The sequence below is a fragment of the Halogranum roseipondis genome (assembly GCF_059695585.1).
Window position 1 is genome coordinate 1757897 of sequence record NZ_CM185235.1, and the last position, 17492, is coordinate 1775388.

Below are 17492 nucleotides of genomic sequence, written 5' to 3' on the forward strand. Positions count from 1 at the left end.
GGACTATAACACCGGGGCCGTCGTAGCAGTCGACACATGAGTGGCGGGGAATGGCCCACCCTGACAGAAGCGACTGTTAGAGAACTATCGAGATCCAAATCCTACGAGCGGGGACAGTCCTACTACGAGCAGGGAGCGGTCAGTGATGTGGCTCGACGCGGTGAGACAGTCCAAGCCGACGTCACGGGGAGTCAGTACCAACCCTACACAGTCACTATCAAATTTGACGACGCTGGGGTCGCTGGCACGGACTGCTCGTGTCCCTACGACCACGGCGGTATCTGCAAGCACCGGGTTGCTGTGCTGTTGACGTGCATCCGTGATCCCGAGAGCGTACGCGATCGGCCACCGATTTCGGAACTGGTCGCCAACGCGGATCGAGAGACACTTCAAGACCTGCTCGTCGAACTTGCCGACAATCGTCCGGAGGTGACCGATTGGCTCGAGACTCGCCTCACCTCTACAGATGATACGGCTCCCGATACCGCTGTGTCCGTGAATACCGAGTCGATACGTCGACAAGTGAACCATGCACTGCCGAAGCCGGGACAGCGAGGACACAACGATGCCTACGCTGAGGCAGAACGGATGGCTGAGGAACTGGACGGGTTAATCGAACAGGCACGGAGAGCGATCGAGGCCGGTGACGGCGAGACGGCACTCGAGGTGCTCGCAGCGGTCACGGACGAACTCGCGGACAACAGGTGGGCCAATCTCCTTCCCTATGATGTTCCTCGCGTGTTCGAGGTGATCGAAGCACTCAGTAAGACATTCACCGAAGCGATTCTCACGGCCGAGTTGACCGCGTCCGATCGCGATGACTGGGAGGAACGCCTCATCGAGTGGGACGAGCAGTTCGAGTACTACATGGGCGAGTCGACGTTGCTGGCTGCGGCAGACGCAGCGGCTCAAGGATGGGACGATGAACGGATCCAGCGGGCGATAGCAGGCGAACTCGACGAGGGAGAATTCTGGGCGGATGACGATGTCTGGTACAACGACGATATCGTCACTGCTCGGCTGGCGGTGCTTGAACGAGAAGACCGTCTCGAAGAGTATCTTAACTTGGCAGCAGCGGCGAACCAGACCCGGGCGTACGCGAGGATGCTGGTACAAGAAGGACGCATCGAGGAGGCAGTCGACTACGCGATCGAGCGGTTCTCGACACCGGACGCGATACTTGAGTTGGCCAAGACACTCGCTACTCACGACGAGACACAGGCGGCACTGCGAGTAGCCGAACACGGTCTCACACTCGATGGCGCTCGGAAAGAGACGCTCGCAGAGTGGCTGCGCGACCGGGCTGCCAGTGTTGGCGACCGCGAACTCGCACTGGACGCAGCCATCACTGCCTTCGAGGCGAGTCCGTCGCTGAGTACGTACGAGGCAGTCGAAGAACTCGCCGACGACGACTGGGAAGCCACCAAGACCGAGCTACTGGCATTTCTCCGCACGACGAAGCCGAGCGGCACCACTGCTGGCCGGGCTGTAGAGGTGTTTCTCCACGAGGGACAGTACGATGCGGCCATCGAACTCGCGGATCGGACGGGCCGGACCAGTGTAATCGAACCCGTCGTCGAGGCTGTTACGGAGGTACGTCCGCAGTGGGTGATCAACACGTGCAAATCCCACGCCGAACCAATCGTAGAGCAGGGACAACACGACAGTTACACGACGGCTGTTCGCTGGCTCAGACGCGCCGGCGAGGCAGCACGAGCAGCTGACGAACTCAACGAGTGGCGTGACTACGTCGAGACGATGCGAGACGACCACTATCGGAAGTACAAGTTACGGCCAATGCTGGATGAGCTGTTGGAGGAGTTCTGAAGTACGGTGCACCCGTTGGGCCGGTATGCCCACGATCGAATACGCATCCGAACTCGATCCCTTGCTGGATATCTCGCTCCCGCCGGACTGGATCGTCGCCGTCGTTCCGGAACCAAGCCAACTGCTGGCGGAATCTGACCGGCTGGAGGAGCAGTTGTTCGCGTCACTATTCTCAAGCAGCGACGACGAACGGATTGTTGCGACACGGATGGGATTTCTGTACTACCGTGGTATCAACCCTGATCAGGAGACCGTACCGCGCGATACGCAGATTTCAGTCAGATACGACCTTGAGAACGCGCAGTACGAACTTTCGTCGGTGCTGGGCGAGACGACCGTCCAAACACCCGACGCAGCGGTGAGCTGGGTGAACGACCAGTTCCTCGCAGTCGAAACCTTCGTGGACACGTATCTGGTCCTGATCGAACTGGCTGACGAGATCCACGGCCTTGGGCGGACGGGCGTTCGCGGTCTCGTCGAAACCTTCGAGACGCTCGATACGATCCGAGAGGCAGATATCGATGCACTGGCAGCTGTTCCGTACGTCGACGAGGAGAACGCGACGGCACTGCAGACTGCCCTCGAAGATGTCGACGCCATGAATAGAGCCGATCCGACACCACTCGAACAGGAGTTGCAGGCTGTTGACGGACCATTGCTTCTCGATGTACAGGGTGGCTCTCTCTCGGGAGAGTTGATTCCAAGTGGCGCTTCCGAACCGAAGTATAGTCCGGACGCGATCGGTAGCACCGAGCCGAATGATCGATAGCTACGCCAAGGCGATTGGTTGATACGGCTGAGTCGACGCTCCCAATGTATGCAACCGACCCGCACGACGTCCGTGACGAGGATGAGCGAACGCCGATTCTCGGCCACCATGTTGACCGACGGCGACAATCTGGAGAGTACCAATGGCTGAAATGGGACTGACACCCACGGATCGCTGGCACCTGCTGGACAAACACAGTTGTCATCACGTCGACTCTGCGGACTTCGTGGAGACGAGAGAGTTCGACGAAAACAGCTTGACGCACCCAGAGCGGGGAACCGTCGGCGTGCCGAGCGACGCTGGTGGTCCGGACGCGCGGTGGTGTCGCCACTGCGAGCAAACCATCGACGATATGACATCCAGACGGTACAACACTATCGTCAATTTGAAACGACTAGTGCCGTATCGCGATGTCTCGTGGAGGGTCGTCGACTGTACGGGCGACTGCTCGTGGTGTGGCAAAGCCGACAGTGCGACCCAGTACAACACCGATCTGGACGAAACTGTCTGTCCGGCCTGTGCCCAGCAGTACAACAATCCTTGGATCGAGGTGGAAAATCCCCCAGAGACGGATCGTCGACGCGAGAAGCCGATCGACGAGGTTGAGCCGATTCGATATCTCCACTATACGGGGAATGCCAAGCGTCCACCAGATGAGCCGTCTCCGTCTGAGTCCCTCAAGCAGGCTCGCCAGCGCGCTGCCGATGAGCGACGACCGTACGTCGAAGTGAAGATCAAAGGCAAGTACGCCGATGTTATCTGTGACATTGCGGGAACCGGATACCGGTTCACGCCAGCCGCGAGTGAGGAAATCGAATCGCTGCAGGCCGAGCAGAAGGAGAAGACCGACGCTAATCCCGATCACAAATCGTACGTCATGACGGACATCGGGCCACACGGAACCCATGTCCGGACTACGACACTCTTCCCGGAGGACGCAAGAGATCACGCAGACAATCTCGCGGCAATCGCTGCTGATCCCGCAAACTGGCAGTGACTCTCCGAGAACACAGACAAATCACAATCCTTGAAGAAACCTCAGAACTGCTCGGACTCCTCCCCCGAGACCGACTCAAACTCACTGTCGAAAAAGCCACCACCGAGGACTAACTCACAATGGACACCGCGCTTCGCTGTCGAGCCACCCCCGACGAAGACACGGCCGGCGAAGCGTGGCGGCACATCGAAAACCACCGCCAAATCCGCAACGATACAGTCCGTCATTATGACTCTCGTCAGTCTTTCGTTAAGAGGTGAACCGCTGTACAGCGGCAGCTTATCGAGGACTCTTTTCCGAAGGAATGAGGAAATTGAGTCTGTGCACAACCAAACTTTCTCATCTCAGCTTATGCGTGACTTACTCCACTGTTTCCCTCCGCTTGCCCGTCTTCGGAGACTCCCGAACCGAAACCCACCGTGAGATTAATGCGCTTCTAGAGATTCTTCCACAGTGAGGCTGTTTCCTGGATGTACAACACTCCTGATCGATCGCTGGGCTCGCTTTCTGAAGACGCCTATGAGCTCCTGTTGACTGCCATCGAGCCATCAGCGGGACTTGCCTCTGAAGAAGCTCTGGGTCACCTTCGAGAGGAAGGATTCGCTGAAGGTGATGCCGAATATGCGATCGAACGTCTCCTGTTACGGGGGTACCTCTATGAGGTTGACGGCGAGTTATTCGTTACCACGCGTGAGAACTCATCGAACAAGTAACCACACTACTGGGATCGAAGTCGTCGAGATCGTCCGACTCAGCGCTAGTGAGTGGTTCCGCTTCCGATCAGTGGGTTGCAAGCAGAGGCGATGTTGCAACGAGCACGGAGTCGCCTCAGGAGCAAGGTTTAGCCCCCCGAGAGGCAAAGCCCCTATATGCCGTTCAGCGTTAGTTGGCACAATCTGCTCGAGAACCTCGATGAGTTGCCGGATGGAGCGACGCTCATCACTCCACTGTCACACGAGCGATTTCAGATCGCCGAGACCCAAGAACACCGCATTATCATCCACTTCGAGGAGTCAGGTGAGAAGCGATCACTGCAACGCGAGCAGTTCGAGACGCTCTATGGCCGAATTCAGGATTCTCCAACCGGGTTTGGACTGGACCGACTGCCACCGGATGCAGACCCCTATCCTGCCGTGTTGAGTCTCCATCCACGCTTTGAAGTGAACGAAGACAGAGGAGTCATTCTCGAGATGGAGGGATCAACGGTAACGCAACTTGTCGACTCCGAGCCCAACCCTGACGAAGAGGAGCGTGCCGAGCCCGACGGGTTGGAAGTGTATTCAGATGCACTGCTCCTCGTCGATGCACTCGAACGCCATGACGTGACCGACCCATCCGAATTGGAGACAGAGACGCTGGTGAATATCTACACGCTGCTATCGGACGTCCAGCGGAATGCGAATGATGTGCGGAAAGCACTTGCCGACATCTTGCTCACCCGACTGCACCATGACCGACCGGTCCATGGACAATACGGCTCTGTTCAACGGACGTCGCGGCGCAATCGCACACTCAAAGACGACGAGGACGTCCTCGCGATGATTGAGTCCGAAGGAATCGATCGCGAGCGCATCATGAGTGTCGACCGTACAAAAGTCGATGAAGCACTTGAGGTGACAACGCTATCGGAGTCTGACGTCTACGAGATTGCCGAAAGCGAATACGTTCGGAAGGCGGAGGTCGACGAGGAAGTGAAAGAGACCCGCCTGCAAGGACTGAAAGACCGGCTTGCGGGGTCCGAAGAGCCAGAGGCAGCGGAGCTGCGAGATGAGATCGAAGAGTTAGAACAACGCATTGAGGACCTCACGAGTTTTCGCACAGGAACAGAAATCCACTGACTTGCTTTCTTGAAACTAGTGCGGTTTCCATCGTGAACTGGTAGATCTGATTCCGTGACGTCTCCCGGTTTTGTCTAGCATCTCTTGACAGAAGCGGCACTAGGAGACAGTGTAGCGTTTCTGTGATTTCCTCGAAAATTCAAGGCGGATACCCTGGAGCTTGACCTCGGGACAGGTTCACCTCGCGGTAGCGCGGAGGCCCCGCCCTCAGCGAGCGAAGCGAGCAGGGTGGGGAGGAAGCGCGTTTCGCAACAGTCAATACCATCCACGACAACGCTTGACATACTGCATCGGGGCCAAACGTGTCCCGGCGTAGGGGCCGCCGTAGACCGGCCCCGGACAGACCGTCCCGGCAATGAGCCGAAACTCGGGGCCGATGCCGCTGTCCCTCTGAGGCGCATCCTGCGCCCGCGAAACAGCCGCGTTCGAGGCCACCGGGAATTAAAGTCGGGTGAGACGGCTTCGGACGCAGACCACGGGTCAGAACACCACGCAGGAATCCCCTCCGTGTGCCTGACCTGCCGTCGTGAACCGCGCCACGTCCATGCACGGGGGGAGGGCCGAAACAACACCCACGGGAAAGCCCCACCCTCAAGGAGCGCGTCAGCGCGAGTAGGGTGGGGTAGTTTACTCGTATTGGATGTGGATCCCGTCGTCTTTATAGAGGTCAAAGAAGCGCGCGAAGCGGTGGACTGACTCGGACTGTGATTCAATATCATTGACCTGTTGTTCGTATTCACGGAGCAGGCGATCCTCCTCGTCCGCCGGGAAGGGAAATGAAACGCCGGAGGTCATGGTGAACTCGTCGTAGGGGACCAGTCGAGAGAAGAGTAGCACACCGGGTTTGGCAGTTTTGCTGAGGTTGACGTCCGTCACGATGATTTCGTCCCTGTCGTCGTCCAGGAGATCTGTCAGGGTCAGCTGCTTGTTGGTCTCGTCGATTGCGGTGATCGTGAACAGCGAGGTCTCTGCTTCGAGAAGGGCTTCCAGAGTCGTTCGCTCAATCTCGGTCTCCCAGTGATCCTGATCGTAGTATCTCTGAACGGGAGTCTGGCCGTGCTGGCGGTACTCGTTGAGGAGGAACTCGTAGTGGACGGTCATATCGGCCTCGGCGTCATACAGTAGCGCATCGCCGTCTCGCTCGATACCCAGCAGCTGAGCCGACTCCATAATCGCCTCGCGATCAACACATTCGCGTAAGATTTTGGTGTTCAACGCTTGTCCAGCCTCGCGATACCGCCGATATTGTTCGAGCTGATTCATCGAGCGAGACTCAGTCTGCTCGAAACTCTCTTGAGTCTCATCGGAGAACAGAGGAGATGACGTCTCCGCGTGAAAAGCAACGTTCTCGTAGGCCTGCTCAATGTGCTTTGCTTTCGACTCGGGGGAGTCAGCTGCGAGCGACTGGAGTTCTGCTATCATCGTTCGGTGTTCGTCGCCGGCTCCGATCATCTCGGCAGTCAGGGATAGCTCCTTGAACGCTTTGGCGGCTGCACGCCGAACGCGTCCATCGTCGTCGACGATTGCCTTCAGATACAGCTCTCGTAGCCGTTCACGGTGCGTGGCCGTCTCTTCGACTGTATACTCTCCGGGGAGTGCGTCGTCAGTGAACTCTGTACCGACTGCTCGATACGCAAGACGAGGGTACAGTGCCGCCGCGAAGCGAATCGCTGACTGACGCTGGTACCCATCACCGTCTTCGTAGAGCGTTTTGCACACCTCAAAGCACTCATCGAACAGCGCGGCTCGGTCCTCGAGTTCCATATTCTTGACCTCGTCCACTGCACGATTCACCTGATTAGACGCTCCCGAAGACAGAGCGTCGGCGAAGGCTGCTGGTGTCCGCTCCATGAGCCACCGTTCTCTGGCTAGCTGTGTAATTCCTCGGACCGAACCATGCGAAGAGCGAGTGCCCAGGTTCGGACGCATCAGTATCGTTTCCGGTTAGGTCCATGGCCTCAATCGAATGTGGTCAAATTCGACGATGAGATGTTCTGCTCTGTGATGCGTCAGACGACATGCCCGCTGTAACTGTCCGATGTCCGGACACCAGCAGAATAGCATCGAGTAGCCAAATTCGAAATAGGCTATGCTGAAATTGGCTATCTGAGAATAGCCACTTGTCCACTGTTTCTGCACGACGTCACTCACTGGGTACTCATCGAAAGAGTCGACCAAGCCGAGCAAACACGCTCTGTGTGGCTGTCTGGTGGGCGTCTGTCGTGACAGGCTGACGCGCTTCTGTGAGTTCGTCTCGAAGCCGTTCGCACTCTTCTTCGAGTGTGTTCACACGCTCCTCGAGGTACTCGAGTGTCTCTTCAGTCGTTGTGAGTCGGCGCAGGGTGTTCTCAGCAGCCGGATGTGGCGTCTCTGTGGAGGGTACGCGGGGTGTCGATGCGGGCTGTGTCGAACTCACAGTCGCTGACGCTGCCGACGACGATGTCGACGTCGACGACGATGGCGTATAGTGCTCCGTCGTGCGGTTACACGCCCGCTGAATCGTCCGCTCGCCGTAGGTGCTGCCGTCCGCAAAGTGTTTCTCGTCCCATTTGTCTCGATACAGTCCTGATCGGCAAAACAGTCGATTCATTCGGTGTGTATCCCCTCCACTCCAAAATGCAAGCAAGCAACACAGCGCCATGTCGGCCTCGGAGTGGCTGTCATACTGACTCGTATCGCCACCCCACAGTTGCGTGAACTTCGCACCGTTGGCAGCCGTCTTCGCTCGCTCGAGGAGTTCCTCATCGCTGAGCGTGGGAGTTGCCGTCGTCGATGATGGTTCGTCCGCCGTGTCTGTTGTCGACGCCGCTGGTGACGCCGTGTCCGACGCCGCGAGATACTCTGTGGCGATCGCACCGAGGACAGCCGTTCGGTGGTTGATCGTTGAGGGGGTGCCGTCGACGTGGTCGCCAGTGACGGTGAAGAATCGCGATTCCATGTACATCTCCACATCGCCACTTCGATTTCGGCTCGTGGGCATCGTCCCTCGACAGAGTACGTGACAGCCCGTTCCCGAGGGGCTCACTTCGGTATAGGAATCGAGTTGCCCGATGAGCCCCGCTGCCCAGGGTTCGAACGTGCCGCTCTCGGGATCGCGACAGTCATCGAGGTCGACGCCGACGAACGCATCGTCGGCGGTGAACACGAATCCGAGGCCAGCCTCTCCACGCTGTTGTGCGGCTGTGCGTGCCGTCTCGTAGGATGCCCACGTCTCGGCGTCTGTCGTTGAGGCGAACGACCCCGTCGTTGGATCGACCGGAACTTTGGTGGGCTTTCCGGCACCTCGATCGCGGGTGCGCCAGCAGACCCACTGGTCGACATCGCGGAGTGCGGCAGGAACGGTGGCTGTGTCAGGAAGCGTTGGTTGCATCGTAATTGGTGTGTTTGTTACTACCACACATACTCTCGTAACTATTTCTGTTGGCTATTCTAAACAATCGTGTGACGAAGAGTCGATGGACGACGTTGTGATTCACAGCGGGTCTCACGCACGGAGGGGTGTCAAGAGCGTGTCTCGGCGAGTGTACACGTACAACAGGGGATTCACAGTATCGTCTGAAGTCCGGAATAACAGCCGTGTGAACTGGGTAGGAAGGGGAAGAAGGGAGAAACACCCCTCTGCCAACGACAGGTGGATAACAAATCCCAGCGCGACGCTCGAAGAGTAGACACACAACGACACGGACGTGAGTGGGTCACCGAACGTCTACCACTCACTGTGAACGCACCTTCGTAGCGGGGTAAATCGCATAACGACTCGACACTCTTGTATTGGCCGACTGTAGTGTGCACCCATCGATTGCAGCGTCACCATGCACAGAGGAAGACAACTCAAGAGCGAGTCACAGACGGTTGACGCGATCACGGCTGTGCGACCACTCACGTCTTGCTGTGGTCACCGCCCCTCGAAAATTTTCACAGTACCGTTCCGTCTTGCGGTTTTTAGTACTGTGAATCAGTCAAAGACGGGGGTGAGTAGCCACCCTTCGCAAGTGGAGAGTGACAGCATAAGACGAATCGGATACAGCCGAGAGAAGTCCCCCATATGCGCATACCGGGAAATACGCATCTTTCGTGAGGTGGCTCACCAACAACTGCTGGGACCGGCATATGCTCGCCAAACGAACATCCGCGCTGTATTTTCACAGTACCGTTCCGTCTCTCGATTTTCGCCTCTATGAGGACGCACACTGCATCTTGACTCGCGGGCGGCCTGCAGAGTCAGCGGGGCGTACACAGTACTCTTCGACGGCGTGAACGTTCCTTTAGGCGAGATACCGCCGTGTGCACCCTCTCTCCCTTGATTCGCTGCAACGAGTAGAACCAGCACTCACACACCTCACACTACACCATGTTTCCGGACCTATACTGGTGTTGGGCATGCTCAACGACCGACCGAACCGTCTCGAGACCTGCTTAACGGCACACAAAATCCCCCAATCAGTACTGTGAACGCACCGTCGCCGTCGCAGCGCTACTGAACGCTGCCACACTCGGTACCCCACGACTGAATTTGTCGGCTGGTCAGTAGACGCTCCTTTGACAGTCGAAGTGAATCACTTATTAGCCGCAACTACAGACGCCGCCTTCACGAATCTGGTTGGTGACGTGTCGGTGGACTTCACGCGATAACTGATGCATCGTTTCGGCTTGCCGCTTCGTTGGATGGCGACCGCCGTAGTAACTGTCCGTCCGATTATCTCCGTACAAGTCTTTGAGTTCACGCGTCAACGCCCGCGTGAAGAGACCTAATTGCGCCGCCCGGTCGTAGCAACGGTCGTGTGAATCGGTCTGGAAGTCTCGTAATGTATCGCCTCCCTCCACGATGGCAAACGCTTCCAGAGACCGCTCAATTATTCCGAAGCACAATTCGACGGAAGCGGTGTAGTAGCCGCCACTCTCGATCTCCTCAACGGCGGCCAGGAGACGACACCCTTTGGTCAGTTGTGTCTTCCAGTCAGCATTTGCATCTATTTCGGGCTCTCGTGTCGGGATGCCGTGTCCTGCCTCGTTGAAGGCGTCAACAGCTGCGTCAAGTGCCCCTCTGACGGAATTTGGGTCACTCATCAATATCACCGTGCAGAACCATATTACAGACCGTTTTGAACTCCGCTGTTTGGTGGACGGCGATGCTATTCCGGAGTATCTCTTGTAGGTCCTCTAGATAGTTCGGGACGGCTTGCACACCTTCGACATCAATCTCGAAGGCATAGCGGTTACTGTCGAACGTGTCTGCTTCGAGTGATTGCCTGAGTTGGTTTGCCTTCCGCTGGTTGCTCATCCTGTCCTCACGCACCAATACCCAGAGGTCAATGTCACTGCGTCTGTCGGCATCCCCACGTGCGACGCTTCCATAGAGGACAACCCCCAGAACGCCATCAAGCTCGTCCAGTATCGCCTCTGTGGCCGCTTTTACCGGAATCTGGAACTCAGATTGCGGGATTTCGAGGTAGGGGTTGTCCGGGATGTGTAATCGATCGCGGTTGATCTGTATGAGACGACTTGCCCCGTCTCGTTCCTCGACGACGAGGCCATTGTTAGAGAGAACATCGACCGTTTTGGTGATTGTCGGTCTGCTATAATTAACTATATTTGATATATCAGTTATGGAGAAAGATTCGTCGGGGTGGCGAGTTAAAAACAGAAGGATGTCATCTGTGGCTTTTCCTTTGAATAAGCGGCTGTCTTGAAGCGGTATATCGACCGTTATCTGGCTCCTCTCAGCTGAACTACCGTTCGCATCTGTTATCATTGTAAAGTAATCCTTTACACTACTATTTGAATCTTATTTCTATGAGAAGGAGAAACTTATGCCAGTAGTTGTTCCAACGGGATTAGAGGAACCTAGATACTCCGAGACAACGAGGAGATCCTTGCTCTCGCCCCAGGCTCGCCCAGTGACTCAACCCGATTAACGCACCTCAAGTGTGAAACTGCAGGTGACGCATATATGTTATTTAATGTGGAAAAACCACGGCGGCAACACTGTGACGCACCGACCGCTCGGCACCCAGTCAACGGCTACGACTCGAGCAGCGAGTCGCGGACGTGGCGGACTGTATAGATGGCCGTACAGCCCGGTGTGTCGATATCAAAGCGACGCGGCTGTGAGCTCTCGCTGTATGTCTTCTCGACGCGAGGCAGCCCCGCAGCCGGCGTATTGAGCGCTTGCAGCACCTCATGAGCAGCCGGTCGGTTCATGGTGATCCAAATCGCCTCCTCAGGCTCGCACGCAGCCATCTTGTCGTAGTCGTCGGGAACGCCGGTCTTCACATCATTGTTCACGCGTTCGGCTTCGAGTGCGATGACGACCTCCCCCTGTGCATCGAGACCGGCAGCATCCAAGCGAGCACCCTCGGCAGTCGAATGGTACGTCACGGCCTCAACGACACGCGAATTCGTGTCGTCGACGAACGCCTGTTCGAGATATCGACGGCCGACCTCGACCATCATGACGTGCTGACTGGACTCGCTTAGATCACCCTTTCCAGCGCCGTGTGAGAGTCCCCGGCGATGCCCTTCGTGGATGAGTTCGCGACCTGCTGCTGACACTGTGTACAGCCGATGCGGCCGACTCCCGTCGTTTCGGAGGACGCCATCGTCGATGAGCTCCTGGACAGCAGCCGGGTCGACGTCAACGTATTCGCGGAGCCGAACCATACTGTCGGTGACGATATCGTATTCGAGTGTATCGTAGCGGCCCTGATGAGCGTTGTAGACCGCCTGGAGGAAGGCAAGCTGGCGATCGGAGTAGTCGAGTTCGGCACGCTCCGCCGCAGAGAGGGTAAGATTGAGCGCATGAATTGGAATATCGTCGCGGTCGACACGGTCGAGGCTGAAACAGCACTCGAGCGCATCACACATGCCCTCGAACGTGGGCGCATAGCGGTTCTCACAGCCGTTGCAGACGAGGGCATGGCTCGCTTCGTTGTACGTGACAAACGTCGGCAGTCGGCGCGTCAGGGGCAACGCACTCTCAATTCGTGGGTACTCAGTGAGTAACGCTGTGTCTTCGGCGGTCTCCTCGTCTATTGTGGAGTCCGTCACCTGCTGGGTGGGCTGTTGAATCGACAGCCCACACTGACCCTGCGTTCGCGACTGGACGCGTTCGATCGCGGCGGCCACGCGTTGCTCCTCATGTGTCGAAAACGGCATTGGTCCTTCAGGATGTCCCGGTGGCAACGGCTGTGAGGAAAGGACGAACGGTCGTGGCTCAGGCTGGGCGAACGGTGCGGGGAGGCTCACCAACCACTGCCCGCGCTGCAACGCTCGAAGCCGATTACCCACCTCTGGGGGGTCCATATCGGCCGTCGCGAATCGCCGCTCGAAACGCTCGTCGACGGCGACGTTCCCCGAGACGATCGTCGAGACGTTGTTCAACAGCTCTGCGTACGCACCGACGTCGGCCGCCTGCAACTGCGCGGGAAACTGCATGGCGAGCGTCACCGCAAGTGAAAACTCCCGTCCCCGAGCCAACAAATCTGATAGGAGATTCGAGACCGCGACGCTAGAGGCTTCCTCAACGAAGAGATTCACCAGTGGATACGCCTCAGCATCGCCGGCTCGGTGACGCCGCTTCAACGCTGTCCACAACTGTGAAAGCAACACGAGCGTGATGACGCGCTGGGCCTCCGGACGCAACGCGCCAAGATCGAAGATGACGACGGCGTCTTCGTCGATGATCGTCCGGAAGTCGAACTGTGGGCGGGCGGGGTCATCGGTCTCATCGTCGACAGCGACGTGATTGAAGAGGTGACCCAGACGCTCGTCGGCCGGGATCTTCTCGATCCGATTGGCGACCCCTTGCATCAGTTCGTCGAACGACCGCTTGCTGTTGGTCGTGATGCCCCCAAGCATCCGCGCGAGGCCGTCGTCGCTCACGGGCGGCGCATCACGTGAGTCGTGCATCTGTGCGGCTGCTTCTTCGAGGTCGTCGTGCCCGAACGCATCGTGACCGTTGACCGGGTCGAACAGCGCCTTCACGAGATAGCGAATGATATCGGGTGAGCGAACCGCACGGTCGAAGCGCTCGCGTCCCATCACCTGTCGCAGGATATCGAGATAATGGTCGACGACGTCTTCGACGGCGGCTGTCCGATCGATGCCGTCGGCGAGCTGCTCGCGAATGTCGAAAAACGAGATCGCAGGCAGTGTCTTCGCACAGTCGAAGTAGTAGACGTTCCGCAACGACCCATACCGTGCGTAGTGGGCTCGCAAATAATCGATTGGCAGATCCCCGCCCTTCGGGTCGATGAGGATGTCTGCGCCATCGGTGGCTGCGTGATTATCGAGCATCGCGTTCAACAGCGACGTCGATTTACCTGAGCCCGTCTTGCCGAACCAGGCGATATGCAGCGGTTGCAACGACGGCGGGAGTGCAACGGGCGCTGTCTCCGACGTTCGGTCTGCAGTCTGTGGTCGTCCGAGGGTAAGCCCTGGCGTGCGGTACGTCGAGAGTCTCTCGAGGGGTGGTCGCGGCACTGACGATTCCTCGCCGTGTGTGATATCGAGTGCGCGCGTGCCGGCGGTGGTGAGTCGCGCCCCATCGACCAGACAAAACGACGGCAGTGAGGCGGGGTCGACCACGAGACAGGGGCTGTGGTTGGCCGTGATGGGCAATCGTTGTGTGAGTCGGCGGGTGAACCGTGGCCCTGCGCGGAACGTCTGTGCTGTGATGTGCTCAAAGAGCGTGTGAGCGGGGTCGCCGGTGACGACGTGGGGACGAACTGTGTAGTAGGTGTTGCCGACGTCGCTGAAGGCTGCCTCGAGGGTGGCGATCACGTCGTGTGGCGACTGCTCGTCGTCGTCGCTGCCGATCGCGACAGCACGAACGTTCACGTCGAACGACCGGCGTGTGTCTTTCGCATCGAGTTGCGCGATGCGTTCGGCGTGGCTGTGATCCAGTTCGTCGACGGAGCGCTCGCGAATCGGGCGGTCGTCGACACTGCCGAACCAGCGTTGGGTGAACGTATCTTCGTACGTGAGTAAGTCATCGCGACGCAGGGCTGCCGCGGCCGTCCAGTCGGGCTTCGGGCGGACAAGCACCTGATACACCATCGGGACCGGAGCGGCGGCCATCGCCTCGACGACACTCGCAAGTGGATTGCGGGTTCGGCGGTGGTCGCTCTCGAAGTCGGCATAGTCGGTGAGTTTCAACTGCCAGTCGTGGCGGCGTTCGGCGTGGCCGTGGAACTCGATGCCGGCAACAGGGAGTGTCGGCGTGTCGCCTGTGCGGTCTTCGGCGTCGGTCGGCTGGGGCTGGGGTGTCGTCGTCGGGAGCGCGAGTGTCGTCGCTGTGAGTTCGTACGTGTCGGGAAAGAGCGTCCGTGCGAACTGTCGAAGCCGGTCGAGTACGGCTTCATCTGTCACTGAGAGGTAATACTCGAGATCATCTTGCGCAGTTGGTTTGACGAGCAGCCACTCGACATACGTTGTGTCGGTCTGTTGGGCAAGCCGGTGTAACGTCCTAAACTGCGTGTAAACGGTCTCGAGTGTGAGCGTGTCGTCCGTGGGGGTGATCTTGAGTGCCGGTCGCTCCGCTGGCGTCGCCTGTGGTACCTGTGGCGTCTGTGCTGGGTCGTCGTCGACGGGTGTGTGACTCATGTCGTGTATATTGACCTCATACAACACACACGACGAGATAAATTCATCGGAGATTATTCGCATCAAAATACTGTCTCGTTGACGAAACCAGTACGTGTCCAATCGACGCTTCATTGCAAGCTGGCCGTTCGCGGTTCAGATGACGGTCTCAGCACTACGACAGTGAACAGGAGCACCGTAGCGCGAACCTAGTGAACCGACCGGTATATTCTCCAATTTGTGGGTACAAGGGATGTACAATATGGGCACGAAACGAGTCAATTTCCGACTGCCAGAAGCGCTGATTACGGAAGCGGATGTCGCTGCAGAGATCACGCACAAAAACAGGACTGAGATCCTTATAGAGAACAAGGAGAATACCTGACCCTTCAGGGTCAGGATGAATCCGACACTACTCTACGTAATCCACCGTGCCGAGACCCAATCTGGATATTCCACGTGACGTAGATGCAAACCATTATATAATTTTATCGATATAGGTTATGTATGGCGAGTGAGGTTGTTGACCGAACACTCGTAGCGTCCATTCGGAACCACGAGCAAGTTCAGTCAGACCTCGACCCGCTCGGTTTCGCCGCCAGTAAACTCTGGAACGTCGGTCGCTGGACATGCGACCGCGTGTGGGACGAAACTGGCCTCATTCCCGAAGAAGGCGACTTGAAATCCTACCTCAAAACCCACGAACGCTACGCTGACTTACATTCTCAATCGAGTCAGCGCGTTCTCGAAGAACTCGCTGAAGCGTTCGACGGTTGGTATGGGAAACGCCAAAACGGAGATGAGAAAGCGAATCCGCCCGGTTACCGAAAACACAACGACCAGCACCCGCGTTCGACAGTCACGTTCAAGCAGAAAGGATTCAAAGTAGATACCACGAACAACAGGATTCGTCTCTCCAAGGGTCGAAACCTGAAACAGTACTGGTCTGACTTCATCCTTTGCGACATCGAGACACGCCCAGACGTGGACTTGAAAGACGTACGGAGCGTCCAGCAAGTCCGCGCAGTCTGGAGTGATTCTCGACAGAAATGGGAACTCCACGTGGTCTGCAAACTCGCCGTTGAAGTCCCAGATGCTCCCGGTGAGAACACCGTGGGCATAGACCTTGGTGTGAAGAACTTCGCTGCTCTCGCGTACGAAGATGGTTTCGCGGAGTTGTACCCGTTGGACTGTCTCAAGCAGGATGATTACTACTTCAGCAAGCACATCGCTCGCTGTGATGATTCTGCTTCGGCGCAATCCACGCGGTTGAACGCCAAAAAATCCGCTCGTCGTACTCACTACTTCCACGCGCTCTCAAAGCACATCGTTCAGCGATGCGTCGAAGAAAACGTTGGAACGATCGCGATTGGCGACCTTGGTGGAATCCGTGAAGACAAGGACGGAGACGTGAAAAACTGGGGCAAGCACGGAAACTTGGACTTACACTCGTGGGCGTTTGACAGGTTCACGAAGCTGCTCAAGTACAAGGCTGAAGCCGAGGGCATATCCCTCGAACAGGTGTCCGAGCGAGATACGTCGAAGTCGTGTTCGTGTTGTGGTCGCAAGCGTAAGGCGAATCGCGTTGAACGTGGTCTGTACGTGTGCGATTCGTGTGAGATGGTGGCTAATGCGGATGTGAATGGAGCGGAGAACATTCGACAGAAAGTACTCCCGAGTCTCGCTACGGATGGCGGTGATAGGGATAACGGCTGGTTGGCACAGCCATCGACCTTCGTGTTCGATTCAGAGAGCGGTGCGTTCTCACCGCGAGAACACGCTGGCTCGTAAACCACAATATCCCAACCCAGCGGTAGTGGTGCCGTGGGATTCCCGCGTGTTCACGCGCGGGAGGATGTCAATGGACGACAAGATGCTGAAGCAGTCAGAGCATCGAAACAAGTGCTGGACAACGGTGAGGAGCTCGCAGACAAACTCGCAGATCTGTAGATGATTGTCGCAGATACGAGTGCGCTTGTTTCACTCGCCGTCGGCGACGTTCTTGAACTGTTTCTTGAGGAATTCGATGTCGTAACCACATCTGTCGTCGTTGCGGAACTCGAAGAGACTGCAACCTATGACGATCCCCCCACGGACGAGGAGCCGCAGTTGTACTTGCTCATGTAGATCGCATCGAGGTGATTACTGTCGAGAGCCCAGACCTGGTGACGAGTCGAATCGACATCGGCGAAGCCAGTTGTGTTCTCGCGGTTCGAAACGTCAATGCACAATTTCTCATCACCGACGATTATCGCGCACTGCTAGAGCTTCAACAGCTTGTCGAGTGCGACGTCGCATTGTCGCCGATTGTCTTTCGTGCACTCGTCAAGCGAGGTGCGCTCTCGGATGATGAGGCAACGGCTGTGCTTGAGACGATTGCAGACCAACGAGATTGGCTTGGTGCACCCATCTATCGCTACGTTTTGGAACTCTTCGATTGACGTCTTCACTCTCGCTCAACTGACCTTCATGGGGTTTC

Annotated in this window: 14 protein-coding genes and 2 pseudogenes; 10 read left to right on the forward strand and 6 right to left on the reverse strand. The window is 57.3% G+C overall.

What is annotated here, in order from left to right:
- Positions 1-36: 36 nt before the first annotated feature.
- The 3 genes from EOHIBHHM_RS09370 (at position 37) to EOHIBHHM_RS09380 (ending at position 3593) form a co-directional block, all read left to right on the forward strand.
- Positions 37-1827, forward strand: a complete 1791-nt coding sequence (locus EOHIBHHM_RS09370; RefSeq protein ID WP_497256795.1) for an SWIM zinc finger family protein — start codon at positions 37-39, stop codon at positions 1825-1827.
- Between the two features lie 25 nt (positions 1828-1852).
- Positions 1853-2596 (forward strand): helix-hairpin-helix domain-containing protein, encoded by a 744-nt coding sequence (locus EOHIBHHM_RS09375; RefSeq protein WP_497256797.1) that lies wholly within the window; start codon positions 1853-1855, stop codon positions 2594-2596.
- 142 nt (positions 2597-2738) lie between these two features.
- Complete coding sequence (locus EOHIBHHM_RS09380) at positions 2739-3593, forward strand: hypothetical protein (protein ID WP_497256799.1); 855 nt, start codon at positions 2739-2741, stop codon at positions 3591-3593.
- 41 nt (positions 3594-3634) lie between these two features.
- Here the strand turns inward: EOHIBHHM_RS09380 and EOHIBHHM_RS09385 are convergent, their stop codons facing one another.
- Positions 3635-3820, reverse strand: coding sequence for a hypothetical protein (locus EOHIBHHM_RS09385; protein WP_497256801.1), 186 nt, complete (start codon positions 3818-3820; stop codon positions 3635-3637).
- Positions 3821-4063: 243 nt separating this feature from the next.
- On the opposite strand from EOHIBHHM_RS09385, the gene EOHIBHHM_RS09390 reads away from it, so the two are divergent.
- Both EOHIBHHM_RS09390 and EOHIBHHM_RS09395 read left to right on the forward strand, forming a co-directional pair.
- A complete protein-coding gene (locus tag EOHIBHHM_RS09390) occupies positions 4064-4306 on the forward strand; it encodes a hypothetical protein (RefSeq protein ID WP_497256803.1) in 243 nt (80 codons plus the stop codon).
- A 156-nt stretch (positions 4307-4462) separates the two neighbouring features.
- Positions 4463-5431 carry a DUF7983 family protein gene (locus EOHIBHHM_RS09395; RefSeq protein WP_497256805.1) on the forward strand — a complete coding sequence of 323 codons (969 nt, stop codon included), beginning with the start codon at positions 4463-4465 and terminating at the stop codon, positions 5429-5431.
- 627 nt (positions 5432-6058) lie between these two features.
- Here EOHIBHHM_RS09395 and EOHIBHHM_RS09400 read toward each other — a convergent pair.
- The 5 genes from EOHIBHHM_RS09400 to EOHIBHHM_RS09420 all read right to left on the reverse strand — a co-directional run bounded on the left by EOHIBHHM_RS09400 (position 6059) and on the right by EOHIBHHM_RS09420 (position 15034).
- Positions 6059-7195 (reverse strand): DUF7986 domain-containing protein, encoded by a 1137-nt coding sequence (locus EOHIBHHM_RS09400; protein WP_497256807.1) that lies wholly within the window; start codon positions 7193-7195, stop codon positions 6059-6061.
- A 394-nt stretch (positions 7196-7589) separates the two neighbouring features.
- Positions 7590-8801 (reverse strand): phage NrS-1 polymerase family protein, encoded by a 1212-nt coding sequence (locus tag EOHIBHHM_RS09405; RefSeq protein ID WP_497256809.1) that lies wholly within the window; start codon positions 8799-8801, stop codon positions 7590-7592.
- Positions 8802-9994: 1193 nt separating this feature from the next.
- Entirely contained in the window at positions 9995-10498 is a 504-nt protein-coding gene (locus EOHIBHHM_RS09410) for a DUF8154 family protein (RefSeq protein WP_497256811.1), read from the reverse strand.
- Entirely contained in the window at positions 10491-11183 is a 693-nt protein-coding gene (locus EOHIBHHM_RS09415) for a nucleotidyltransferase domain-containing protein (protein ID WP_497256812.1), read from the reverse strand. The genes EOHIBHHM_RS09410 and EOHIBHHM_RS09415 overlap by 8 nt, the downstream gene beginning before the upstream one ends.
- Before the next feature lie 269 nt (positions 11184-11452).
- Positions 11453-15034 carry an ATP-binding protein gene (locus EOHIBHHM_RS09420; RefSeq protein WP_497256814.1) on the reverse strand — a complete coding sequence of 1194 codons (3582 nt, stop codon included), beginning with the start codon at positions 15032-15034 and terminating at the stop codon, positions 11453-11455.
- A 241-nt stretch (positions 15035-15275) separates the two neighbouring features.
- Between EOHIBHHM_RS09420 and EOHIBHHM_RS09425 the strand changes: the two are divergent.
- The 5 genes and pseudogenes from EOHIBHHM_RS09425 to EOHIBHHM_RS09445 form a co-directional block, all read left to right on the forward strand.
- Positions 15276-15380 (forward strand): annotated as a pseudogene (locus tag EOHIBHHM_RS09425) (CopG family transcriptional regulator); the annotation flags it as partial.
- 140 nt (positions 15381-15520) lie between these two features.
- Positions 15521-16804: an RNA-guided endonuclease InsQ/TnpB family protein gene (locus EOHIBHHM_RS09430; RefSeq protein WP_497256816.1), complete on the forward strand. Its 1284-nt coding sequence runs from the start codon at positions 15521-15523 to the stop codon at positions 16802-16804.
- A 63-nt stretch (positions 16805-16867) separates the two neighbouring features.
- A pseudogene (locus EOHIBHHM_RS09435) lies at positions 16868-16963 on the forward strand (CopG family transcriptional regulator); the annotation flags it as partial.
- Entirely contained in the window at positions 16964-17140 is a 177-nt protein-coding gene (locus EOHIBHHM_RS09440; RefSeq protein WP_497256817.1) for a hypothetical protein, read from the forward strand.
- A gap of 11 nt (positions 17141-17151) precedes the next feature.
- Positions 17152-17454 (forward strand): hypothetical protein, encoded by a 303-nt coding sequence (locus tag EOHIBHHM_RS09445; RefSeq protein WP_497256819.1) that lies wholly within the window; start codon positions 17152-17154, stop codon positions 17452-17454.
- The last annotated feature ends 38 nt before the right edge of the window (positions 17455-17492 follow it).